The sequence below is a fragment of the Halobacillus litoralis genome, from assembly GCF_020524025.1.
GTDB lineage: Bacteria > Bacillota > Bacilli > Bacillales > Halobacillaceae > Halobacillus > Halobacillus litoralis_D.
Genome location: NZ_JAIVKN010000007.1, coordinates 19,333 through 40,515, shown reverse-complemented (window position 1 = coordinate 40,515; position 21,183 = coordinate 19,333). Strand labels below are relative to the sequence as shown.

Below are 21,183 nucleotides of genomic sequence, written 5' to 3'. Positions count from 1 at the left end.
ACTCTTTCGCAACCTTTATTCGTGGGAGGAAAATCCGTTAAAACCACAACGAGGAGGAAATTATAATGGCTAAAAAAACGAAAAAGCAACAAGAACTTCAAAAACTTGTTGACCGTACAAAAGCTTATGACGTGCAAGAAGCGATCAAGCTTGTAAAAGAAACAGCAAAAGCAAACTTTGATGAAACTGTAGAAGCAGCTTTTCGTCTGGGTGTAGATCCTAAGAAAGCAGACCAGCAAATCCGTGGAGCAATGGTGCTTCCACACGGTACTGGTAAATCACAGCGCGTACTTGTTTTCGCTAAAGGTGATAAAGCGAAAGAAGCAGAAGCGGCTGGAGCTGACTTTGTAGGCGAGCAGGACCTTATCAGCAAAATCAACCAAGGTTGGTTTGAGTTTGATGTAGTCGTTGCAACACCTGACATGATGGCTGAGGTTGGTAAACTAGGTCGTGTACTAGGACCAAAAGGTCTTATGCCGAACCCTAAAACTGGCACAGTAACATTCGAAGTAGAAAAAGCTGTTAATGAAATCAAAGCCGGTAAAGTTGAATACCGTGTTGATAAAGCGGCTAACATCCATGTTCCAATCGGAAAAGCATCTTTCGATGAAGAGAAGCTGGCTGAAAACTTCGCAGCGATCACTGATACTCTAGTGAAAGCGAAGCCTCAAGCATCTAAGGGAACTTATATGCGTAACGCTGCTGTCTCTTCCACAATGGGACCTGGAATCAAAGTTGACGTTTCTGGTTACACGAAGTAATAAAAAGTGTTGACTTCCCGCTTCTAGTGATATATACTAGGTAGCGTTGTATAAATGAATACGTTATACCGTAGACAGCAGGTGTGGCTCTGCCGCTTAAACTTCCTGCCGAGGTGTGTGATATAAATAGAGCAGCGCATTACGCCCTGCACTATATAAACACCTCCATGTCTATGTGGAGGTGTTTTTTATTAGTAAAACCTTCGAACGGTATGATGAAAAGTCAATAGGAGGTGGAACAATGAGCAGTGTTATCGAACAGAAGAAACAGGTTGTATCTGAGTTGGCTGACAAGTTCCGCAACAGTAAATCTGCTGTACTAGTAGATTACCGTGGACTTGATGTAGCAGAAGTTACTGAACTTCGTACACAGCTTCGCGATGCGGGCGTCGATTTCAAAGTGTATAAAAACACTATGACTCGCCGTGCGGCAGCAGAAGTTGAACTGACTGAACTTAATGAAGTGCTACAAGGACCAACGGCCTTGGCATTCCATCCAGATGACGCAGTAGCGCCAGCTAGAATCCTTAACAACTTTGCTAAGGATCACGACAACCTTGAAATTAAAGGTGGAGTGGTTGAAGGACAAGTTGCAACTCTTGAGCAAATCACAGAACTTGCAAACCTTCCAAACTACGAAGGTCTTGTATCTATGTTCCTAAGCGTACTACAAGCACCTATCCGCAACTTTGCATATGCAACGAAAGCTATTGCGGATCAAAAAGAAGAAGAAAGCGCGTAAGTTAGCGTTCGTTTAAACTATAACAACAAAAACTAAGGAGGAAATTTCTCATGTCTAACGAACAAATTATCGAAGCGATTAAAGAAATGTCTGTTCTTGAGCTTAACGACCTAGTTAAAGCAATTGAAGAAGAATTTGGTGTATCTGCTGCAGCTCCAGTAGCTGTTGGTGGCCCTGCTGCAGGTGGCGAAGCTGCTGAAGAGCAAACTGAATTTGATGTAGTACTAGAATCTGCTGGATCTTCTAAGATCAAAGTTGTTAAAGCAGTTCGTGAAATCACTGGTGCTGGTCTTAAAGATGCTAAAGAAATGGTTGATGGCGCTCCAGCTAAAATCAAAGAAGGCATCTCTAAAGAAGAAGCTGAAGAAATCAAATCTCAGCTTGAAGAAGCAGGCGCAACTGTCGAAGTTAAGTAAGAGAATGTTTGAAGTAAAGCTCGCTGATTTTTCGGCGGGCTTTCTTTTTCTTAATAGATAAATAAAGAAGGTGTTCGGGTATGTCAGAGCATTACTATTCAAAGAAAACATCGACGGTGAGTGAAGAAAAAACGTGGTCTTTCGAGTTGAAAGGGCATCCTTTTACTTTTACTACGGATCATGCGGTCTTCTCGAAAAAAGAAGTCGATTATGGTTCGCGGCTGTTGATTGACTCCTACCGCCCGCCTGAAATTGATGGAGACATTCTTGATTTAGGATGCGGGTATGGACCGATCGGCCTGTCTTTAGCTAAAACCTTTGAAAATCGTCATGTTGTGATGGTAGACGTGAATGAACGTGCGTTGAACTTAGCTAAGAAGAACGCCGTGGCTAACGATGTTTCTAACGTTACGATTAAAGAAAGTGACCGCCTGAAAGGGATTGAAGGGCAGAAGTTTGCTTCTATCCTGACAAATCCGCCGATTCGTGCAGGTAAAAAAGTGGTCCATTCTATGTTTGAAGAAGCGAAAGAGGCTTTACTTAATGAAGGTGAGCTGTGGGTCGTTATTCAAAAGAAGCAAGGGGCTCCATCTGCTAAACAGAAATTAGAAGAATTGTTCGGAAATGCAGGTGTGGTAGAAAAGCGCAAGGGGTATTATATCCTTAACGCTAAGAAATTTGACTAGCCCTATTGGTTGTGCTAGTATTGGAAAATGCCAATATATCTGTTCCGTGTCAAGGCTTTTTTAAGAAATAGGTATAAAAAAGTTAATAGATGGTCAGAATGGTAAAATCGAACACTGAAAGTAATGGGGTTTTTACGTATGAAAAGCCTTTTTCTTTTTTGTCTAACGTTAGAGAGAAATGAAGAATCACCATTTGCTGTGAGGCAGATGTTTAAATAGTGCTTGTGGCAAGATCAACCGCAAGCCTGTTCGGCATGTCTTGCCGAACCCTTTTTTCGTTATTAAAATGCTTGATTTGAGGGGTGAATCAGTTGACAGGTCAACTAGTTCAGTATGGACGACACCGCCAGCGCAGAAGTTATGCACGCATCAGTGAGGTATTAGAATTACCGAACTTGATTGAAATTCAAACCGCTTCTTATGATTGGTTCTTAAAAGAAGGTTTGAAAGAAATGTTCCAGGATATTTCTCCAATCGAGGATTTCACAGGTAATTTATCGCTTGAGTTTGTAGACTATAGCCTTGGCGAACCAAAGTATCCAGTCGATGAGTCAAAGGATCGAGATGTAACTTACAACGCACCACTTCGTGTGAAAGTTCGTCTCTTGAATAATGAGACAGGCGAAGTGAAAGAACAAGAAGTCTTTATGGGGGATTTCCCTCTAATGACGGACACAGGTACCTTCGTAATTAATGGTGCTGAACGTGTCATCGTTTCTCAGCTTGTTCGTTCTCCAAGTGTGTACTTCAATAAGAAGATTGATAAGAATGGTAAGAGAGGCTACACGGCTACGGTGATTCCAAACCGTGGGGCTTGGCTTGAATTTGAAACAGATGCGAAGGATGTTGTACACGTTCGTATCGACCGTACGCGTAAGCTGCCGATCACCGTTCTACTGCGTGCTTTAGGATTTGGAACCGACCAAGAGATCATTGATCTGATCGGGGACAACGAATACCTTAAGAATACGCTGGAAAAAGACAATACGGAGAATACTGAAAAAGCGTTGCTGGAAATCTACGAGCGTCTACGCCCTGGCGAGCCGCCTACAGTAGAAAATGCGAAAAGCTTACTAGTTTCCCGATTCTTCGATCCGAAGCGCTATGATTTAGCCCGAGTCGGTCGTTATAAAATGAACAAGAAACTTCACATTAAAGATCGTTTGTTCAACCAGACGCTGGCGGAAACGTTAGTTGATGAGGAAACAGGCGAAGTGATAGCAGAGAAAGGCGACAAGATTGACCGCCGTCTCTTAAATAAATTGATTCCTCTCTTCGATGATGCAGAAGGTACATTGAGTGAAGAGTCATTAGATCCGGTTGATGGCGTTCTTGAAGAGCCAATTCAAGTGCAGTCTGTCAAAATCGTTGACCCTACCGACCCGGAAGGTGAACGTGCGATCAATGTTATCGGCAATGCGAATATTGACCGGGATGTTAAGAACATCACTCCAGCCGACATCCTGTCCTCAATCAGTTATTTCTTTAACTTATTGCATGACGTTGGCGGAACAGACGACATCGACCACCTAGGTAACCGTCGTTTACGTTCAGTTGGAGAGCTTCTACAGAATCAATTCCGTATTGGTCTGTCCCGTATGGAGCGTGTGGTACGTGAGCGTATGTCCATTCAGGATACTTCATCGATTACACCACAGCAGTTAATTAACATTCGTCCGGTAATTGCATCAATCAAAGAGTTCTTTGGCAGCTCGCAATTATCACAGTTTATGGACCAAACGAACCCATTAGCTGAGCTGACGCACAAGCGTCGTCTATCTGCATTAGGACCGGGTGGTTTAACGCGTGAACGTGCAGGTTTCGAAGTTCGTGACGTACACTACTCCCACTATGGACGTATGTGTCCGATCGAAACGCCTGAGGGACCAAACATCGGTTTGATTAACTCCCTGTCATCCTATGCGAAAGTCAATGAGTTCGGCTTTATTGAAACGCCGTATCGTCGTGTTGATCCAGATACAAATAAAGTAACTGCTCAAATCGACTATCTGACAGCAGATGAGGAAGACAACTATGTTGTGGCTCAGGCCAACGCGAAGCTTGATGAAGACGGAGCGTTTACGGACGAAGAAGTTATTGCTCGTTTCCGTGGTGAAAACACAGTCGTAGCTCGTGATCGCTTGGATTACATGGACGTATCACCTAAGCAGGTTGTATCAGCCGCAACAGCATGTATTCCTTTCCTTGAGAACGATGACTCCAACCGTTCCTTGATGGGTGCAAACATGCAGCGTCAAGCTGTACCATTGCTTAAACCTGATGCTCCTCTTGTTGGTACAGGTATGGAGTACGTGTCCGGTAAAGACTCAGGAGCTGCAGTTATCTGCAGACACGAGGGTATCGTGGAACGCGTGGAAGCGAAAGAAGTCCGCGTCCGCCGTATTTCTGAAGTAGATGGCAAAGAGGTTGAAGGTGACCTTGACCGCTACCGCCTGCAGAAATTCATTCGTTCTAACCAAGGAAGCTGCTACAACCAGCGCCCGATCGTATCTAAAGGAGATCGTGTAAAACAGGGAGAAATTCTTGCAGACGGTCCATCCATGGATATGGGTGAACTGGCTCTTGGACAGAACCCTCTAGTAGCCTTCATGACTTGGGACGGTTACAACTATGAGGATGCCATTATTATGAGTGAGCGTCTTGTGAAAGATGATGTGTATACTTCTATCCACATTGAAGAATATGAATCTGAAGCACGAGACACGAAACTTGGACCTGAAGAAATCACGCGTGACATTCCAAACGTCGGTGAAGATGCTTTACGTGACTTGGATGATCGTGGAATTATCCGTGTCGGAGCCGAAGTAAGCGATGGAGATCTTCTGGTAGGTAAAGTTACTCCTAAAGGTGTAACCGAGCTTTCCGCCGAAGAGCGTCTTCTTCACGCGATCTTTGGTGAAAAAGCCCGCGAAGTACGTGATACTTCCCTGCGTGTGCCACACGGTGCAGGTGGTATTGTTCTTGATGTTAAAATCTTCAACCGTGAAGACGGGGATGAGCTTCCACCAGGCGTGAACCAGTTGATCCGTGTGTATATCGTTCAGAAACGTAAGATTTCTGAAGGGGATAAAATGGCCGGTCGTCACGGTAACAAAGGTGTTATTTCCAAAATCCTTCCTGAAGAGGATATGCCTTTCCTACCAGATGGTACACCGGTTGATATCATGTTGAACCCGCTTGGTGTTCCTTCTCGTATGAACATCGGACAGGTGCTTGAACTGCACTTGGGTATGGCTGCCCGATTAATGGGTGAAAGAGTAGCTACTCCTGTATTCGATGGAGCCCGTGAGGAAGATGTTTGGGAAACACTGCAAGAAGCAGGGATGGCCCGCGATGCTAAAACGATCCTTTATGATGGCCGTACTGGAGATCCGTTCGATAACCGTGTATCTGTTGGTGTTATGTATATGATTAAACTTGCACACATGGTTGATGACAAGCTCCATGCGCGTTCCACTGGACCATATTCCCTTGTTACGCAGCAGCCATTGGGTGGTAAAGCTCAATTTGGTGGTCAGCGTTTCGGTGAAATGGAAGTATGGGCACTTGAAGCTTATGGTGCCGCTTATACTCTGCAAGAGATCTTAACAGTCAAATCTGACGATGTTGTCGGTCGTGTTAAAACTTACGAAGCCATCGTCAAAGGAGACAATGTTCCTGAACCTGGTGTTCCAGAATCCTTTAAAGTTCTTATCAAGGAGCTTCAAAGTCTGGGTATGGATGTGAAAATCCTTTCTGGTGATGAACAAGAGATTGAAATGCGGGATATTGAAGAAGAGCAAACCAAAGAATCCGAGAATTTGAACTTAGACGATTAAGTTAGAAACACTGCTGAAGCTCGTGTTCTAAGCTTAGGGTAAAACCTGGATACTGAAAGGGAGGTAGGCCCCTTGCTAGATGTAAATAACTTTGAGTATATGAAAATAGGGCTGGCTTCACCGGATAAGATTCGTTCTTGGTCCTACGGTGAGGTTAAGAAACCCGAAACAATCAACTATCGTACGTTGAAACCTGAAAAAGACGGTCTTTTCTGTGAGCGTATCTTCGGCCCGCAAAAAGACTGGGAATGTCACTGTGGTAAATACAAACGCGTCCGCTATAAGGGCGTTGTTTGTGACCGCTGTGGTGTAGAAGTAACAAAAGCTAAAGTACGCCGTGAGCGTATGGGACACCTGGAACTAGCTGCTCCTGTCTCTCACATCTGGTACTTTAAAGGCATACCTAGCCGTATGGGTCTTGTTCTGGACATGTCCCCAAGAGCGCTGGAAGAAGTCATTTATTTTGCTGCTTATATTGTAACCGAACCAGGTGAAACAGCTCTTGAGAAAAAGCAGCTGTTATCTGAAAAAGAATACCGTTCTTACCGCGAGAAGTTCGGCCAGGGATTCCAGGCGGCTATGGGTGCGGAAGCTATCCGTAAACTTCTTTTTGATATTGATCTCGATGGAGAAGTTGAGACATTAAAAGAAGAGTTGAAGACCGCACAAGGGCAGCGCCGCACACGTGCGATCAAGCGCCTTGAAGTATTGGAATCCTTCCGTCATTCCGGTAACGACCCATCATGGATGATCCTGGATGTACTTCCTGTCATCCCTCCGGAACTTCGTCCGATGGTACAGTTGGACGGTGGACGTTTTGCTACATCTGATTTGAACGATTTATATCGTCGTGTGATCAACCGTAACAATCGTCTGAAGCGTCTATTAGACTTGGGCGCACCAACTATCATTGTTCAAAATGAGAAGCGTATGCTGCAAGAAGCTGTCGACGCCTTAATTGACAATGGTCGTCGCGGTCGTCCTGTAACCGGGCCTGGCAATCGTCCGCTTAAATCCCTTTCTCATATGCTGAAAGGTAAGCAGGGACGTTTCCGTCAAAACTTGCTGGGTAAACGTGTTGACTACTCTGGACGTTCCGTTATCGTCGTAGGTCCATCACTTAAGATGTACCAGTGTGGACTTCCGAAGGAAATGGCTTTAGAGTTGTTCAAGCCTTTCGTAATGAAAGAACTTGTATCACGCGGCTTAGCTCACAACATCAAATCAGCCAAGCGTAAGATCGAACGTGTTCACCATGAAGTATGGGACGTCTTAGAAGATGTCATTAAAGAACACCCTGTTCTTCTCAACCGTGCACCAACATTGCACCGTTTGGGAATCCAGGCGTTTGAGCCAACGCTTGTCGAAGGGCGCGCAATTCGATTGCACCCGCTTGTATGTACAGCATACAACGCCGACTTTGATGGTGACCAAATGGCCGTACACGTACCGTTATCTTCAGAAGCGCAAGCTGAAGCTCGTATCTTAATGCTTGCAGCTCAGAACATCCTTAACCCTAAAGATGGTAAACCAGTCGTTACTCCTTCCCAGGATATGGTGTTGGGTAACTACTACCTGACCTTAGAGCGGAAAGGTGCGATTGGCGAGGGTATGTTCTTTAAGGACTTGAACGAAGCGTTAATGGCGTACCAAAACGGGTATGCTCATTTACACACACGCGTAGCTGTTCAAGCCAGCTCACTTAACAATGAAACCTTTACTGAAAAACAGAACCAGCAGCTATTATTAACATCCGTTGGTAAGTTGATCTTCAACGAAATGCTGCCAAGTTCTTTCCCGTATATCAATGAACCAACGAAAGAGAACCTGGAGGTTAAAACCCCGGATCACTACTTTATTGAAAAAGGTACAGATATCCGTGAGGAAATCTCCAAACGTGAAGAGGTATCTCCATTCAAGAAAGGCATCCTTGGTGACATTATTGCCGAAGTGTTCAAACGCTTCTCCATTAGTGAAACATCTAAGATGCTTGACCGTATGAAGGACCTTGGTTTTGCTTATTCCACGAAAGCCGGTATTACGGTTGGTGTTTCTGATGTTGTCGTACTTCCAGAGAAACAAGAAATTCTGGATGAAGGTCAAGAAAAAGTCGATAAAGTCATGAAACAATTCCGTCGTGGTTTAATTACAGAAGAAGAGCGCTATGATCGTGTCATTGAAATTTGGTCTGCGGCTAAAGATGACATCCAGAATCGTCTGATGAAGTCCTTGAACCCGCGTAACCCTATTTTCATGATGAGTGATTCAGGTGCCCGTGGTAACGCATCTAACTTTACGCAGCTTGCGGGTATGCGTGGTTTGATGGCCAACCCGGCTGGTCGAATCATTGAACTTCCGATTAAATCAAGTTTCCGTGAAGGACTGACAGTACTTGAGTACTTTATTTCTACACACGGAGCTCGTAAAGGTCTTGCCGATACCGCGCTTAAGACAGCTGACTCAGGTTACTTGACTCGTCGTCTTGTTGACGTAGCCCAGGATGTTATTGTTCGCGAAGACGACTGTGGTACAGATAGAGGACTTCCTGTGTCTTCTCTTAATGAAGGATCCGAAGTTATTGAACCTCTGATTGACCGTCTAATCGGCCGTACAGCTTTCCAAACAGTGAAGCATCCTGAAACTGGATATATTCTTGCGGAAAGAAACCAGGTTATTTCTGAAGACGGTGCGAGACAGATTGTAGAGTCCGGTGTAGAACAGGTTGTCATTCGTACAGCATTCACATGTAATACGAAGCACGGCGTTTGTAAGAAATGTTATGGTCGTAACCTTGCGACTGGAGATGAAGTCGAAGTGGGTGAAGCGGTTGGAATCATCGCTGCACAGTCCATCGGTGAACCGGGTACACAGCTTACAATGCGTACCTTCCACACAGGCGGGGTAGCCGGAGATGACATCACTCAAGGTCTTCCGCGTATCCAGGAAATCGTAGAGGCCCGTAATCCGAAAGGGCAGGCGGTCATTACAGAAATTGACGGAACTGTACACGAAGTCAATGAAGTGAAAGAGAAACAAGAAATTGTCATTCAAGGCTCAGTAGAGTCTAGATCTTATACCGCACCATATGGCGCGCGTATGAAAGTTTCTGTTGGAGATGAAGTGAAAGCCGGAGAGCCGCTCACTGAAGGTTCCATCGATCCGAAAGAATTGCTTACAATTAAAGGACTTGATGGAGTTCAGGAGTATCTCCTTAAAGAAGTACAAAAAGTATACCGTATGCAAGGGGTAGAAATTTCTGATAAACACGTAGAAGTTATGGTCCGCCAGATGCTTCGTAAAGTACGTGTCCTTGATTCTGGTGACACAGATGTTCTTCCTGGCTCACTTCTTGAGATCCATCAGTTTAAAGAAGCGAACCAAAAAGCTCTTATGGAGGGTGGACAACCAGCGGTTGGTCGCCCGGTCATTCTCGGTATCACGAAAGCATCTCTTGAAACAGACAGCTTCCTGTCTGCCGCATCGTTCCAGGAAACTACACGTGTTCTTACTGATGCAGCGATTAAAGGTAAGCGTGATGAGTTGCTAGGATTGAAAGAGAATGTTATTATCGGTAAGCTTGTTCCTGCTGGTACTGGTATGACCAGATACCGTAAGATCCAAGCGCAGTCCGAACAACAAAGAACCGAGGTTCCAGAAGCGGCCGAAGAGGTCACACACTCATAATTAGAGAAGTAGATGTTAACAAAGGGTAAAATTCAAGGAAGTATCAAAATCTCATCCAAATGCAGTTGACATGCATTTGGGTGAGTGATAATATAATCAAGGTGCTTCCATTTATCCTTGTTACTTTGGAGGATATGAAGATGTCTTATGAAAAAGTAGCACAGGCTAATTCCGATATAATCATTGGAACTAAACAAACACTAAAAGCCATGAAGAATGGTGAAGTGGTTGAAGTCATAACGGCTGACGATGCAGATCAGTCGATGACATTGAAAGTAGCTGATCTGGCCAAACAACTGAACATTCCTCACACACGAGTCCCTTCTATGGAAGAGCTCGGGAATGCATGTGGTATTGATGTTGGTGCGGCTACAGTGGCGATAAAGCAATAAAGTTTTGGCGTTTACACGCGAAAGCTTTGTTTTTTGCCTTTTTATGAACCACCTGGATGTGTGGTATTAAAAAATGTTGAAGGGAGGATACAAAAATGCCAACAATTAACCAATTGGTACGTAAAGGACGCGTGAGCAAAACGAAGCAGTCAAAAGCTCCAGCTTTGAACAAAGGTTACAATAGCTATAGAAAGCGTATGACTGACCTTTCTTCTCCACAAAAACGTGGTGTTTGCACACGTGTTGGTACAATGACACCTAAGAAACCGAACTCGGCCCTACGTAAGTATGCACGTGTTCGTCTAACTAACCAGCTTGAGGTTAACGCTTATATCCCTGGTGAAGGCCACAACCTACAAGAGCACAGTGTTGTTCTTATCCGTGGCGGTAAAGTTAAAGACTTGCCGGGTGTACGTTACACCGTTGTACGTGGAGCTCTTGACACAGCAAGTGTTGAAGGTCGTATGCAAGGCCGTTCTAAATACGGTACGAAGAAACCGAAAGCTAAAAAATAATCGGTATAACTATACCGCTTAAATAAAACTTTTAAGAAGGGAGGGGAACATATGCCACGTAAAGGTCCAGTAGCTAAACGTGATGTGTTACCAGATCCGATGTATAACTCTAAGCTTGTTACTCGCTTGATCAACCAAATTATGGTTAACGGTCAGCGCGGTAAAGCACAGAAAATCCTTTATAAAGCATTTGAACTTGTTCAAGAACGTAGCGGCAATGACGCTATGGAAGCATTTGATCAAGCAATGAAGAACGTTATGCCTGTATTGGAGGTACGCGCTCGTCGTGTAGGTGGTTCCAACTATCAGGTACCTGTTGAGGTTCGTCCAGAACGTCGCCAGGCACTAGGCTTGCGTTTCATCGTAAACTATGCGCGTCTTCGCGGAGAGAAAACGATGGAAGAACGCCTAGCTAACGAAATTCTTGACGCTGCAAATAACACAGGTGCATCTGTGAAACGTCGCGAAGAAATGCACAAAATGGCAGAAGCGAACAAAGCATTCGCTCACTACCGTTGGTAATAACCAAAAAAATAAAGGTTCAAACAGGAAGGAGAAAGATTCATGGCTAGAGAGTTCTCCTTGGAAAAGACTCGGAATATCGGGATCATGGCTCACATCGACGCTGGTAAAACAACGGCGACAGAGCGTATTCTTTTCTATACAGGACGTATCCACAAAATTGGTGAAACTCACGAAGGAGCTTCCCAGATGGACTGGATGGAGCAGGAACAAGAGCGCGGAATCACAATCACTTCCGCCGCTACAACTGCTCAGTGGAAAGACCACCGTATCAACATCATTGATACACCTGGACACGTAGACTTCACAGTTGAAGTTGAACGTTCCCTTCGTGTACTTGATGGATCTGTAGCTGTCCTTGACGCACAATCTGGTGTTGAGCCTCAAACAGAAACTGTTTGGCGCCAGGCTACAACTTACGGCGTTCCACGTATTGTATTCGTAAACAAAATGGATAAAATCGGCGCTGACTTCATCTACTCCCTTGGCACTTTGAAAGACCGCCTTGGAGCAAATGCAGCTGCTGTTCAACTTCCTATTGGTGCAGAAGATGAATTCGAAGGAATCATCGATCTTGTAACAATGGAAGCATACTACTACATGGATGACTTGGGAACTCGTGCGGAAGCACGCCCAATTCCAGATGAGTACAAAGATCAAGCTGAAGAGTACCGCGGCAAACTTGTAGAGTCAGTTGCGGAACTTGATGAAGACTTGATGATGCAGTACCTTGAGGGAGAAGAAATCACTAACGAACAGCTGAAGAATGCAATTCGTACAGCTACTCTAAGTGTTGAATTCTACCCAGTGTTCTGTGGTTCTGCCTTCAAGAACAAAGGTGTACAACTTCTAATTGATGGTGTTATCGATTACCTTCCATCTCCATTAGATGTACCTCCAATTGAAGGACATGTACCACAAACTGAAGAAGGGGTTGTCCGTAAGGCTGACGACAACGAGCCATTCTCTGCATTGGCATTTAAAGTTGCAACAGACCCTTATGTTGGTAAACTAACCTTCTTCCGTGTGTACTCCGGAACTTTGAGTGCCGGATCATACGTTAAAAACTCCACGAAAGATAAGCGTGAACGTGTTGGTCGTATCCTTCAAATGCACGCAAACTCTCGTGAAGAGATCTCAACTGTATACGCAGGTGATATCGCAGGTGCGGTAGGCCTTAAGGATACAGGAACAGGTGATACCATTTGTGATGAAAAGAGTCTGGTTATTCTTGAATCCATGGAATTCCCTGAACCAGTTATCTCTGTAGCTATCGAACCTAAATCTAAAGCAGACCAAGATAAAATGGCGATTGCCCTTGGTAAACTAGCTGAAGAAGATCCAACGTTCCAAACAGAGACTAACGTTGAAACTGGTCAAACGATCATTGCTGGTATGGGTGAGCTTCACCTTGACATTATCGTTGACCGTCTGAAGCGTGAGTTCAAAGTTGAAGCGAACATTGGTGCTCCACAAGTTGCCTACCGCGAAACATTCCGTGCGAGTGCACAAGTGGAAGGTAAATTCGTTCGTCAATCCGGTGGTCGTGGACAATTCGGTCACGTTTGGGTTGAGTTCGAACCAAACGAAGAAGGCGCTGGCTTCGAATTCGTTAACAAGATTGTCGGTGGTGTCGTTCCACGTGAATACATTCCATCTGTAGAACAAGGAATTAAAGAATCCTTGGAGAATGGTGTATTGGCTGGATACCCTATGGTAGACATCAAAGCAACTCTTTATGACGGTTCTTACCACGACGTCGACTCCAACGAAATGGCCTTTAAAGTTGCCGCTTCCATGGCACTTAAAGAAGCTAAAAACAAGTGTAAGCCTGTTCTACTTGAACCAATGATGAAAGTAGAAGTTGTTATTCCTGAGGAATACATGGGCGACATCATGGGTGACGTAACTTCCCGTCGTGGACGTGTAGAAGGTATGGAAACTCGTGGTAATGCACAAGTGGTTAAAGCGTTTGTTCCACTATCTGAAATGTTCGGTTATGCAACAGCGTTGCGTTCCAACACGCAAGGACGCGGAACTTATACAATGCACTTCGACCACTATGAAGAAGTTCCGAAGAGCATCTCTGAGGAAATCATCAAGAAAAATGCTGGTGAATAATTGATTTTTTAGACAAGTTAAAGTATAACTTGTATTGTAAGCTTAGGAGTGGAACCCACTCCTTGGCTTTCTATAAAATTAAAACCAAACTTTTACTTATTTTAAAGGAGGAAATATACAATGGCTAAAGAAAAATTTGACCGGTCCAAATCCCACGTTAACATTGGTACTATTGGACACGTTGACCACGGTAAAACAACTCTAACTGCAGCGATCACTACAGTACTTCACAAGAAATCTGGTTCTGGTGAAGCTATGGCATATGACATGATCGACGGTGCTCCAGAAGAGCGCGAGCGTGGAATTACAATCTCCACTGCACACGTTGAGTATGAAACAGAATCTCGTCACTATGCACACGTTGACTGCCCAGGTCACGCGGACTACGTTAAGAACATGATCACTGGTGCTGCACAAATGGACGGCGCGATCCTAGTTGTATCTGCAGCTGACGGTCCAATGCCACAAACTCGTGAGCACATCCTACTTTCTAAAAACGTAGGTGTTCCAGCGATTGTTGTATTCTTGAACAAAGTTGACATGGTAGACGACGAAGAACTTCTTGAACTAGTTGAAATGGAAGTTCGTGACCTTCTTTCTGAGTACGACTTCGATGGTGACGATGTACCAGTAATCAGCGGTTCTGCTCTTAAAGCTCTTGAAGGTGAAGAGAAATACGAGCAAGCTATCTATGACCTAATGGATGCAGTTGACGAGTACGTTCCAACTCCAGACCGTGACACTGACAAGCCATTCATGATGCCAGTTGAGGATGTATTCTCTATCACTGGTCGTGGTACAGTAGCAACTGGTCGTGTTGAGCGTGGTCAAGTTAAAGTCGGTGACGAAATCGAAATCATCGGTATGGCTGAAGAGTCCCGCAAAACAACTGTAACTGGTGTTGAAATGTTCCGTAAGCTTCTTGACTATGCTGAAGCTGGCGATAACATTGGTGCACTTCTTCGTGGTGTTAACCGTGAAGACATCAACCGTGGTCAGGTACTAGCTAAGCCTGGTTCTATCACACCACACACAAACTTCAAAGCTGAAGTTTATGTACTAGCTAAAGACGAAGGTGGACGTCACACTCCATTCTTCTCTAACTACCGCCCACAGTTCTACTTCCGTACTACGGACGTAACTGGTGTTATTCAACTTCCTGAAGGCGTAGAAATGGTTATGCCTGGGGACAACGTTGAAATGACAGTTGAACTTATCTCCCCAATCGCGATCGAAGACGGTACTCGTTTCTCTATCCGTGAAGGTGGACGTACAGTAGGTTCTGGTGTTGTTTCTACAATCACTAAGTAATCTTACTACTATATAAAAGAACAGCAGCTTATAGCTGCTGTTCTTTTTTTAATCCTATGGTTGAAACATCTACAAATATTTGTTTTAATATAAAATGGATTTTAAAAGAGACAGGGAAGCTCTGGGTACTAGAGCACACTCAATTTATGGTTGAAAAATGGCTCTAACGTTAGTATAATATTTTAAGTGTTCATAGATAAAATATTTATGGATTTATCCTTGCATTGACCGCAATTCTTCTATATAATGAATAATGTTGGTCATAAAAGGCGATGAAGCGAAAGGTTGTTGACACACCCGGCCCCTTTGCCATGGCTAGTGTTCAAGTTTTTTCGCGGAGAATGTCTATTTTAAAAATGGGCGAAGAAGGAGGGAAAATAATGGCAAAAGAGAAAATTCGTATTCGTTTAAAAGCGTATGATCACAGAGTACTTGATCAGTCCGCAGAAAAGATCGTAGACACAGCGAAGCGTTCCGGTGCTAATGTATCTGGTCCAATCCCGCTTCCAACTGAGCGTTCTGTATATACTGTACTTCGTGCGACTCACAAGTATAAAGACTCTCGTGAGCAATTCGAAATGCGCACACACAAACGTCTTATCGACATTGTTAATCCAACACCACAGACTGTTGATTCACTTATGCGTTTGGATCTACCATCTGGTGTGGATATCGAAATCAAACTATAAATATATCGTTAGATAATAGGAGGTGTAACGGATGACGAAAGGAATCTTAGGACGTAAAGTCGGCATGACACAAGTTTTCTCCGATAATGGAGAGTTGATCCCTGTAACAGTAATTCAAGCTGAACCAAACGTGGTTCTTCAAAAGAAAACTACTGAAAACGACGGGTATGAAGCAATTCAACTAGGTTTTGCTGATGAAAAATCAAATCGTTTGAAGAAAGCTGCTCAAGGGCATGCTGACAAAGCAAGCACATCACCTAAGCGCTACATTCGTGAATTCCGTAATGCAAACCTTGATGACCACGAACTTGGTCAAGAGGTTAAAGTTGATATTTTCGAAGCTGGTGACGTAATTGACGTTACAGGAACTTCTAAAGGTAAAGGATTCCAAGGTGCAATCAAGCGCCACAACCAATCCACTGGCCCTAAAACTCACGGTTCTCGTTTCCAACGTAGATCTGGTTCTATGGGACAAGGTGCAGACCCTGCGAAAGTCTTCAAAGGCAAAGGTCTTGCAGGACAAATGGGATCTGAAACAGTTACCTTGCAAAACCTTGAAGTAGTTAAAGTGGACGCTGAGCGTAATCTTCTACTTATTAAAGGTAATGTTCCAGGCGCGAAAAAATCTTACGTTAAGATCACAAGTGCAGTTAAGGCTAGCAAATAATAAACGAAGGGAGGATATGTCATGCCTAAAGTAGCACTATTAAACCAAAGCGGTTCTAACGTTGGTGAAATCGAACTAAATGAATCTGTATTTGGTATTGAACCTAATACTCACGTATTACACGAAACTGTGTTGATGCAACGCGCAAATCTGCGTCAAGGCACACACAAAGTAAAAGGACGTTCTGAAGTTAGTGGCGGAGGACGCAAACCATGGCGCCAAAAAGGTACAGGCCGTGCACGTCAAGGGTCTATCCGTTCACCACAATGGGTTGGCGGTGGAACTGTATTCGGTCCAACACCACGTAGCTACAGCTACACAATGCCTAAAAAAGTACGCCGTCTAGCACTACAGTCTGCTTACTCTTCTAAAGTTCAAGAAGAGAACATCATTGTTCTTGAGAGCCTTTCTTTAGATGCTCCTAAAACAAAAGAAGTAGTAAACATTCTTAAAGCGCTGGATGTGAACGAAAAAGCATTGATCGTTACAGCAGGTGACGACGAAAACGTTGCTCTTTCTTCTAACAATATCCCTACAGTGAAAAGTCTTCCTGTAGAACAAGTAAGTGTGTTAGACTTGCTAACGCATGACAAGCTGATCCTTACTAAGGAAGCAGCTGAAAAAGCAGGGGAGGTGCTCTCATAATGAAAGAACCACGCGATATTATCAAGCGCCCTGTCATTACTGAACATTCTGCTGATCTTATGGGAGAAAAGAAATATACGTTTGAAGTTAGCACAAAAGCTAACAAAACTGAGATTAAGAACGCAGTTCAAGAAATCTTTGGTGTAAGTGTTGCTTCTGTTAACACAATGAACCTTAAAGGTAAATTCAAGCGTATGGGTCGTTACGGCGGCTACCGTTCTGACCGTAAAAAAGCAGTAATCACTTTGACTCAGGACAGCGAAGAACTAGAATTCTTTGAAGTATAAATCACAAATTGATTAATGAAGGAGGGAATTAAAGATGGCGATTAAAAAGTTCAGACCTATTACAAACGGTCGTCGACACATGTCAGTATCTGACTTCGCAGAAATCACTACTGACAAACCTGAACGCTCCCTTGTCACTCCGCTTCATAAAAAAGGTGGACGTAATAACCAAGGTAAGCTGACAGTTCGTCATCAGGGCGGAGGTCATAAGCGTCAGTATCGTATTATCGACTTTAAGCGCGACAAAGATGGAATACCTGGCCGCGTTGCTACAGTTGAATACGATCCTAACCGTTCCGCTAACATTGCACTAATCAACTATGTTGATGGTGAAAAGCGCTATATCTTAGCTCCAAAAGGTGTTAAGGTTGGCACGGAAATCATTTCTGGTGAAGGTGCAGATATCAAACCAGGTAATGCTCTTCAGCTTAAAGATATTCCAGTTGGTACTGTTGTACACAACGTTGAATTAAAACCAGGACGCGGTGGACAACTTGTCCGTTCTGCAGGTGCTTCTGCACAAATCCTTGGTCGTGAAGAAAAATATACACTTGTACGTCTAACATCTGGTGAAGTTCGCCTGGTACTAAGCTCTTGCCGTGCAACAATCGGTCAAGTTGGTAACCTGGAGCACGAATTGATCAGTGTTGGTAAAGCTGGACGTTCTCGTTGGAAAGGTAAGCGCCCTACAGTACGTGGTTCTGTAATGAACCCTAGTGATCACCCACACGGTGGTGGTGAAGGACGCGCGCCAATCGGTATGCCATCTCCAGTATCTCCATGGGGTAAACCAACTCTTGGATACAAGACGAGAAAACGCAACAAGCCGTCTGATAAATATATCGTACGTAGACGCGGTAAAAAATAACGGGATTGTCGGGCGGGCAGAAACACCCGTCTCTCAATCGCGAAGGGAGGTTTATTCATGGGCCGCAGCCTGAAAAAAGGACCTTTTGTAGATGATCATTTAATGAAAAAAGTTGAAAAGTTGAACGAAGATAACAAACAGCAGGTCGTAAAGACTTGGTCTCGCCGTTCTACTATCTTCCCTAACTTTGTCGGACACACAATCGCCGTATATGACGGTCGTAAACACGTGCCAGTTTATGTGACTGAAGACATGGTAGGTCATAAACTAGGTGAATTCGCACCAACCCGTACGTTCAAGGGACACTCTGGTGACGATAAGAAAACAAAACGTTAATAGAGAGGAGGCACTCTAATGCAAGCTAAAGCAGTTGCTAAAACCGTTCGTATCGCTCCTCGTAAAGCTCGTCTAGTCATTGATTTAATTCGAGGAAAAGATGTAGGTGAAGCGATAGCGACACTTCGTCTGAAAAATCGCGGCGCATCTCCAGTAGTTGAGAAACTTCTTAACTCTGCGATCGCTAACGCAGAACACAATTATGAAATGGATCCGGAAAACCTATACGTTTCCGAAGCGTTTGTAAACGAAGGCGTAACACTTAAACGTTTCCGTCCTCGTGCAATGGGCCGCGCAAGCCAAATCAACAAACGCACAAGCCACATCACAGTGGTCGTATCAGAAAAAAAGGAGGGATAATCAGTGGGTCAAAAAATTAATCCGGTAGGTCTTCGTATCGGCGTTATCCGCGACTGGGAATCCAAGTGGTACGCTGGCAAAGACTATGCAGACTTGTTACATGAAGACATTAAAATTCGTGAATATGTTGAAAATCGTCTTAAAGATGCTGCTCTTTCCAGGGTAGAAATCGAACGTGCAGCAAACCGTGTAAACATTACTGTGCACACAGCTAAACCAGGAATGGTTATCGGTAAAGGCGGTTCTGAAGTCGAAGCACTTCGTAAAGCTCTAAACCAACTCACTGGTAAACGTGTTCACATCAACATCGTTGAAGTGAAGAAACCAGATCTTGACGCTACACTTGTAGCTGACAATATCGCACGTCAATTGGAAAACCGTGTATCTTTCCGTCGTGCTCAAAAACAAACTCTACAACGCGCTATGCGTGCAGGAGCTAAAGGGATTCGTACCCAAGTATCTGGTCGTCTAGGTGGCGCAGATATCGCTCGTGCTGAATATTACAGTGAAGGAACAGTACCACTACACACTCTTCGTGCAGATATCGATTACGGAACTGCAGAAGCAGACACAACTTACGGTAAACTAGGTGTTAAAGTGTGGATCTACCGTGGAGAAGTCCTTCCAACTAAAACTGATAAATAAGGAAGGGGGAAAAGCATTATGTTAATGCCTAAACGTGTAAAATATCGTCGTCAACACCGTACTAGCTTAAAAGGCCGTGCTAAGGGCGGTACTGAAGTTGCTTTCGGTGAATATGGTTTGCAAGCCATTGATCCAGCATGGATCACAGCCCGCCAAATCGAGGCATCTCGTATCGCGATGACTCGTTACATGAAGCGTGGCGGTAAAGTTTGGATTAAAATCTTCCCTGATAAGCCTTATACTGCTAAACCCCTAGAAGTACGTATGGGTTCCGGTAAAGGTGCTCCAGAAGGTTTCGTAGCTGTAGTGAAACCAGGGAAAATTATGTTCGAAATCGCAGGAGTTTCTGAAGAGGTTGCTCGCGAAGCACTTCGTCTTGCTTCCCACAAACTTCCGATTCGTACAAAATTCGTAAAACGTGAAGAAATTGGTGGTGAAATCAATGAAGGCTAATGAGATCCGCGAATTAACCACTGCCGAAATTGAACAAAAAGTTAAGTCTCTTAAAGAAGAACTTTTCAACCTACGCTTCCAATTGGCAACAGGTCAACTTGAGAACACTACACGTATCCGTGAAGTTCGCAAGTCCATCGCTCGTATGAAGACTGTTGCTCGTGAACGTGAGCTAGGCGTAAATAACTAATAGATGAGAGGAGGTCACCCTCACATGACTGAACGTAATAATCGTAAAGTTTATACTGGCCGTGTCGTTTCTGACAAGATGGATAAAACCATCACTGTACTAGTAGAAACTTATAAGTTCCACAAGCTTTACGGCAAGCGCGTAAAGTATTCTAAAAAGCTTAAAGCACATGACGAAAACAACCAAGCTAAAAACGGCGACATCGTGAGCATCATGGAAACTCGTCCATTATCCGCATCCAAGCGTTTCCGTTTGCTTGAAGTTGTAGAAGAGTCTGTCATTATCTAATTAAAGTTCGCTCGGAGTTAATCCGAAGGGAGGTTACATGGTATGATTCAACAGGAGTCTCGTCTGAAAGTTGCAGACAACTCTGGTGCACGTGAAATCCAGACAATTAAAGTATTGGGTGGATCCGGCCGTAAGACAGCTAACATTGGTGATATCATCACTGCTACTGTGAAACAGGCAACACCAGGGGGCGTTGTTAAAAAAGGTGAAGTAGTTAAAGCTGTTATCGTACGTTCTAAGAGTGGAGTACGCCGTAAGGATGGTTCCTACATTCGTTTTGATGAAAACGCAGCAGTAATCGTTCGTGAAGATAAAGGACCACGCGGTACTCGTATCTTTGGACCGGTAGCTCGTGAGCTTCGTGATGCTAAGTTCATGAAGATTGTATCTCTAGCTCCAGAAGTATTATAAAGTCTGAATGAAATGCCTTGTTAAGGAGGTGCGCGAAGAATGCACGTAAAAAAAGGTGACAAAGTAATGGTTATTACTGGTAAGGATAAAGGCAAGCAAGGAACAATCCTTGAAGCTTATCCAAAGAAAGATCGTGTTCTTGTTGAAGGTGTGAACGAAGTTAAAAAGCACGCTAAACCTTCTCAAGAGAATCCACAAGGTGGAATCCTAACACAAGAAGCAGCGATCCACGTATCTAACGTAATGCCAATTGATCCTAAGACTGGTGAGCCGACACGTGTTGGTTATAAAGTCGAGGACGGCAAGAAGGTTCGTATCGCGAAAAAATCTGGTGAAGCACTAGATAAATAACCCA

At 44.0% G+C, this 21,183-nt stretch carries 24 protein-coding genes and 1 other annotated feature; all 24 genes read left to right on the top strand.

Annotation, left to right across the window (positions count from 1 at the left end; translation table 11 throughout):
• The first annotated feature begins 65 nt into the window (after positions 1 to 65).
• The 24 genes from rplA (at position 66) to rplX (ending at position 21,179) form a co-directional block, all read left to right on the top strand.
• Positions 66 to 761 (top strand): 50S ribosomal protein L1, encoded by a 696-nt coding sequence (gene rplA / locus LC036_RS17810; protein WP_226585808.1) that lies wholly within the window; start codon positions 66 to 68, stop codon positions 759 to 761.
• Between the two features lie 50 nt (positions 762 to 811).
• Positions 812 to 961, top strand: a sequence feature (ribosomal protein L10 leader region).
• A 41-nt stretch (positions 962 to 1,002) separates the two neighbouring features.
• Positions 1,003 to 1,503, top strand: coding sequence for a 50S ribosomal protein L10 (gene rplJ, locus LC036_RS17805; RefSeq protein ID WP_226585806.1), 501 nt, complete (start codon positions 1,003 to 1,005; stop codon positions 1,501 to 1,503).
• Between the two features lie 50 nt (positions 1,504 to 1,553).
• Positions 1,554 to 1,919 carry a 50S ribosomal protein L7/L12 gene (gene rplL / locus LC036_RS17800; protein ID WP_226585804.1) on the top strand — a complete coding sequence of 122 codons (366 nt, stop codon included), beginning with the start codon at positions 1,554 to 1,556 and terminating at the stop codon, positions 1,917 to 1,919.
• 80 nt (positions 1,920 to 1,999) lie between these two features.
• Positions 2,000 to 2,605, top strand: a complete 606-nt coding sequence (locus tag LC036_RS17795; protein ID WP_226585802.1) for a class I SAM-dependent methyltransferase — start codon at positions 2,000 to 2,002, stop codon at positions 2,603 to 2,605.
• Between the two features lie 311 nt (positions 2,606 to 2,916).
• On the top strand, positions 2,917 to 6,444 hold the full coding sequence (gene rpoB, locus LC036_RS17790) for a DNA-directed RNA polymerase subunit beta (RefSeq protein WP_226585800.1): 3,528 nt from the start codon (positions 2,917 to 2,919) through the stop codon (positions 6,442 to 6,444).
• A gap of 72 nt (positions 6,445 to 6,516) precedes the next feature.
• The gene (rpoC, locus tag LC036_RS17785) at positions 6,517 to 10,128 is read left to right on the top strand and encodes a DNA-directed RNA polymerase subunit beta' (RefSeq protein ID WP_226585798.1); all 3,612 of its coding nucleotides are present in this window, start codon (positions 6,517 to 6,519) and stop codon (positions 10,126 to 10,128) included.
• Positions 10,129 to 10,268: 140 nt separating this feature from the next.
• The gene (locus LC036_RS17780; protein WP_226585852.1) at positions 10,269 to 10,520 is read left to right on the top strand and encodes a 50S ribosomal protein L7ae-like protein; all 252 of its coding nucleotides are present in this window, start codon (positions 10,269 to 10,271) and stop codon (positions 10,518 to 10,520) included.
• Between the two features lie 95 nt (positions 10,521 to 10,615).
• Positions 10,616 to 11,035, top strand: coding sequence for a 30S ribosomal protein S12 (gene rpsL / locus LC036_RS17775; protein ID WP_226585796.1), 420 nt, complete (start codon positions 10,616 to 10,618; stop codon positions 11,033 to 11,035).
• A 51-nt stretch (positions 11,036 to 11,086) separates the two neighbouring features.
• Positions 11,087 to 11,557, top strand: a complete 471-nt coding sequence (gene rpsG, locus LC036_RS17770; RefSeq protein WP_160916734.1) for a 30S ribosomal protein S7 — start codon at positions 11,087 to 11,089, stop codon at positions 11,555 to 11,557.
• Positions 11,558 to 11,599: 42 nt separating this feature from the next.
• Positions 11,600 to 13,678: an elongation factor G gene (fusA, locus tag LC036_RS17765; protein ID WP_226585794.1), complete on the top strand. Its 2,079-nt coding sequence runs from the start codon at positions 11,600 to 11,602 to the stop codon at positions 13,676 to 13,678.
• Positions 13,679 to 13,798: 120 nt separating this feature from the next.
• Entirely contained in the window at positions 13,799 to 14,989 is a 1,191-nt protein-coding gene (gene tuf, locus LC036_RS17760; RefSeq protein ID WP_226585792.1) for an elongation factor Tu, read from the top strand.
• A 380-nt stretch (positions 14,990 to 15,369) separates the two neighbouring features.
• Positions 15,370 to 15,678, top strand: a complete 309-nt coding sequence (rpsJ, locus tag LC036_RS17755) for a 30S ribosomal protein S10 (protein ID WP_089654435.1) — start codon at positions 15,370 to 15,372, stop codon at positions 15,676 to 15,678.
• A 31-nt stretch (positions 15,679 to 15,709) separates the two neighbouring features.
• Positions 15,710 to 16,345, top strand: a complete 636-nt coding sequence (rplC, locus tag LC036_RS17750; RefSeq protein WP_226585790.1) for a 50S ribosomal protein L3 — start codon at positions 15,710 to 15,712, stop codon at positions 16,343 to 16,345.
• A gap of 21 nt (positions 16,346 to 16,366) precedes the next feature.
• Positions 16,367 to 16,990 (top strand): 50S ribosomal protein L4, encoded by a 624-nt coding sequence (gene rplD, locus LC036_RS17745; protein ID WP_226585788.1) that lies wholly within the window; start codon positions 16,367 to 16,369, stop codon positions 16,988 to 16,990.
• Positions 16,990 to 17,277, top strand: a complete 288-nt coding sequence (gene rplW, locus LC036_RS17740) for a 50S ribosomal protein L23 (protein ID WP_226585786.1) — start codon at positions 16,990 to 16,992, stop codon at positions 17,275 to 17,277. Before rplD ends, rplW begins: the two co-directional genes overlap by 1 nt.
• 34 nt (positions 17,278 to 17,311) lie before the next feature.
• On the top strand, positions 17,312 to 18,145 hold the full coding sequence (gene rplB / locus LC036_RS17735; protein ID WP_226585783.1) for a 50S ribosomal protein L2: 834 nt from the start codon (positions 17,312 to 17,314) through the stop codon (positions 18,143 to 18,145).
• A gap of 57 nt (positions 18,146 to 18,202) precedes the next feature.
• Complete coding sequence (gene rpsS / locus LC036_RS17730) at positions 18,203 to 18,481, top strand: 30S ribosomal protein S19 (RefSeq protein ID WP_226585781.1); 279 nt, start codon at positions 18,203 to 18,205, stop codon at positions 18,479 to 18,481.
• An 18-nt stretch (positions 18,482 to 18,499) separates the two neighbouring features.
• The gene (gene rplV / locus LC036_RS17725) at positions 18,500 to 18,841 is read left to right on the top strand and encodes a 50S ribosomal protein L22 (RefSeq protein WP_226585780.1); all 342 of its coding nucleotides are present in this window, start codon (positions 18,500 to 18,502) and stop codon (positions 18,839 to 18,841) included.
• 3 nt (positions 18,842 to 18,844) lie between these two features.
• On the top strand, positions 18,845 to 19,486 hold the full coding sequence (gene rpsC / locus LC036_RS17720) for a 30S ribosomal protein S3 (protein ID WP_226585778.1): 642 nt from the start codon (positions 18,845 to 18,847) through the stop codon (positions 19,484 to 19,486).
• Positions 19,487 to 19,504: 18 nt separating this feature from the next.
• Positions 19,505 to 19,939: a 50S ribosomal protein L16 gene (rplP, locus tag LC036_RS17715; protein ID WP_226585770.1), complete on the top strand. Its 435-nt coding sequence runs from the start codon at positions 19,505 to 19,507 to the stop codon at positions 19,937 to 19,939.
• A complete protein-coding gene (gene rpmC, locus LC036_RS17710; protein WP_226585768.1) occupies positions 19,929 to 20,129 on the top strand; it encodes a 50S ribosomal protein L29 in 201 nt (66 codons plus the stop codon). Before rplP ends, rpmC begins: the two co-directional genes overlap by 11 nt.
• A 24-nt stretch (positions 20,130 to 20,153) precedes the next feature.
• Positions 20,154 to 20,417, top strand: coding sequence for a 30S ribosomal protein S17 (gene rpsQ / locus LC036_RS17705; protein WP_226585766.1), 264 nt, complete (start codon positions 20,154 to 20,156; stop codon positions 20,415 to 20,417).
• A gap of 42 nt (positions 20,418 to 20,459) precedes the next feature.
• Positions 20,460 to 20,828 carry a 50S ribosomal protein L14 gene (gene rplN / locus LC036_RS17700; RefSeq protein ID WP_226585764.1) on the top strand — a complete coding sequence of 123 codons (369 nt, stop codon included), beginning with the start codon at positions 20,460 to 20,462 and terminating at the stop codon, positions 20,826 to 20,828.
• Between the two features lie 39 nt (positions 20,829 to 20,867).
• Positions 20,868 to 21,179 carry a 50S ribosomal protein L24 gene (rplX, locus tag LC036_RS17695; protein ID WP_035511676.1) on the top strand — a complete coding sequence of 104 codons (312 nt, stop codon included), beginning with the start codon at positions 20,868 to 20,870 and terminating at the stop codon, positions 21,177 to 21,179.
• Positions 21,180 to 21,183 lie beyond the last annotated feature (4 nt).

What these genes read in the sequence shown, in the direction of transcription:
- rplA (WP_226585808.1), top strand. Translation starts at nt 66, where the DNA reads ATGGCTAAAAAAACGAAAAAGCAACAAGAACTTCAAAAACTTGTTGAC.
- rplJ (WP_226585806.1), top strand. Translation starts at nt 1,003, where the DNA reads ATGAGCAGTGTTATCGAACAGAAGAAACAGGTTGTATCTGAGTTGGCT.
- rplL (WP_226585804.1), top strand. Translation starts at nt 1,554, where the DNA reads ATGTCTAACGAACAAATTATCGAAGCGATTAAAGAAATGTCTGTTCTT.
- LC036_RS17795 (WP_226585802.1), top strand. Translation starts at nt 2,000, where the DNA reads ATGTCAGAGCATTACTATTCAAAGAAAACATCGACGGTGAGTGAAGAA.
- LC036_RS17780 (WP_226585852.1), top strand. Translation starts at nt 10,269, where the DNA reads ATGTCTTATGAAAAAGTAGCACAGGCTAATTCCGATATAATCATTGGA.
- rpsL (WP_226585796.1), top strand. Translation starts at nt 10,616, where the DNA reads ATGCCAACAATTAACCAATTGGTACGTAAAGGACGCGTGAGCAAAACG.
- rpsG (WP_160916734.1), top strand. Translation starts at nt 11,087, where the DNA reads ATGCCACGTAAAGGTCCAGTAGCTAAACGTGATGTGTTACCAGATCCG.
- fusA (WP_226585794.1), top strand. Translation starts at nt 11,600, where the DNA reads ATGGCTAGAGAGTTCTCCTTGGAAAAGACTCGGAATATCGGGATCATG.
- tuf (WP_226585792.1), top strand. Translation starts at nt 13,799, where the DNA reads ATGGCTAAAGAAAAATTTGACCGGTCCAAATCCCACGTTAACATTGGT.
- rpsJ (WP_089654435.1), top strand. Translation starts at nt 15,370, where the DNA reads ATGGCAAAAGAGAAAATTCGTATTCGTTTAAAAGCGTATGATCACAGA.
- rplC (WP_226585790.1), top strand. Translation starts at nt 15,710, where the DNA reads ATGACGAAAGGAATCTTAGGACGTAAAGTCGGCATGACACAAGTTTTC.
- rplD (WP_226585788.1), top strand. Translation starts at nt 16,367, where the DNA reads ATGCCTAAAGTAGCACTATTAAACCAAAGCGGTTCTAACGTTGGTGAA.
- rplW (WP_226585786.1), top strand. Translation starts at nt 16,990, where the DNA reads ATGAAAGAACCACGCGATATTATCAAGCGCCCTGTCATTACTGAACAT.
- rplB (WP_226585783.1), top strand. Translation starts at nt 17,312, where the DNA reads ATGGCGATTAAAAAGTTCAGACCTATTACAAACGGTCGTCGACACATG.
- rpsS (WP_226585781.1), top strand. Translation starts at nt 18,203, where the DNA reads ATGGGCCGCAGCCTGAAAAAAGGACCTTTTGTAGATGATCATTTAATG.
- rplV (WP_226585780.1), top strand. Translation starts at nt 18,500, where the DNA reads ATGCAAGCTAAAGCAGTTGCTAAAACCGTTCGTATCGCTCCTCGTAAA.
- rplP (WP_226585770.1), top strand. Translation starts at nt 19,505, where the DNA reads ATGTTAATGCCTAAACGTGTAAAATATCGTCGTCAACACCGTACTAGC.
- rpmC (WP_226585768.1), top strand. Translation starts at nt 19,929, where the DNA reads ATGAAGGCTAATGAGATCCGCGAATTAACCACTGCCGAAATTGAACAA.
- rpsQ (WP_226585766.1), top strand. Translation starts at nt 20,154, where the DNA reads ATGACTGAACGTAATAATCGTAAAGTTTATACTGGCCGTGTCGTTTCT.
- rplN (WP_226585764.1), top strand. Translation starts at nt 20,460, where the DNA reads ATGATTCAACAGGAGTCTCGTCTGAAAGTTGCAGACAACTCTGGTGCA.
- rplX (WP_035511676.1), top strand. Translation starts at nt 20,868, where the DNA reads ATGCACGTAAAAAAAGGTGACAAAGTAATGGTTATTACTGGTAAGGAT.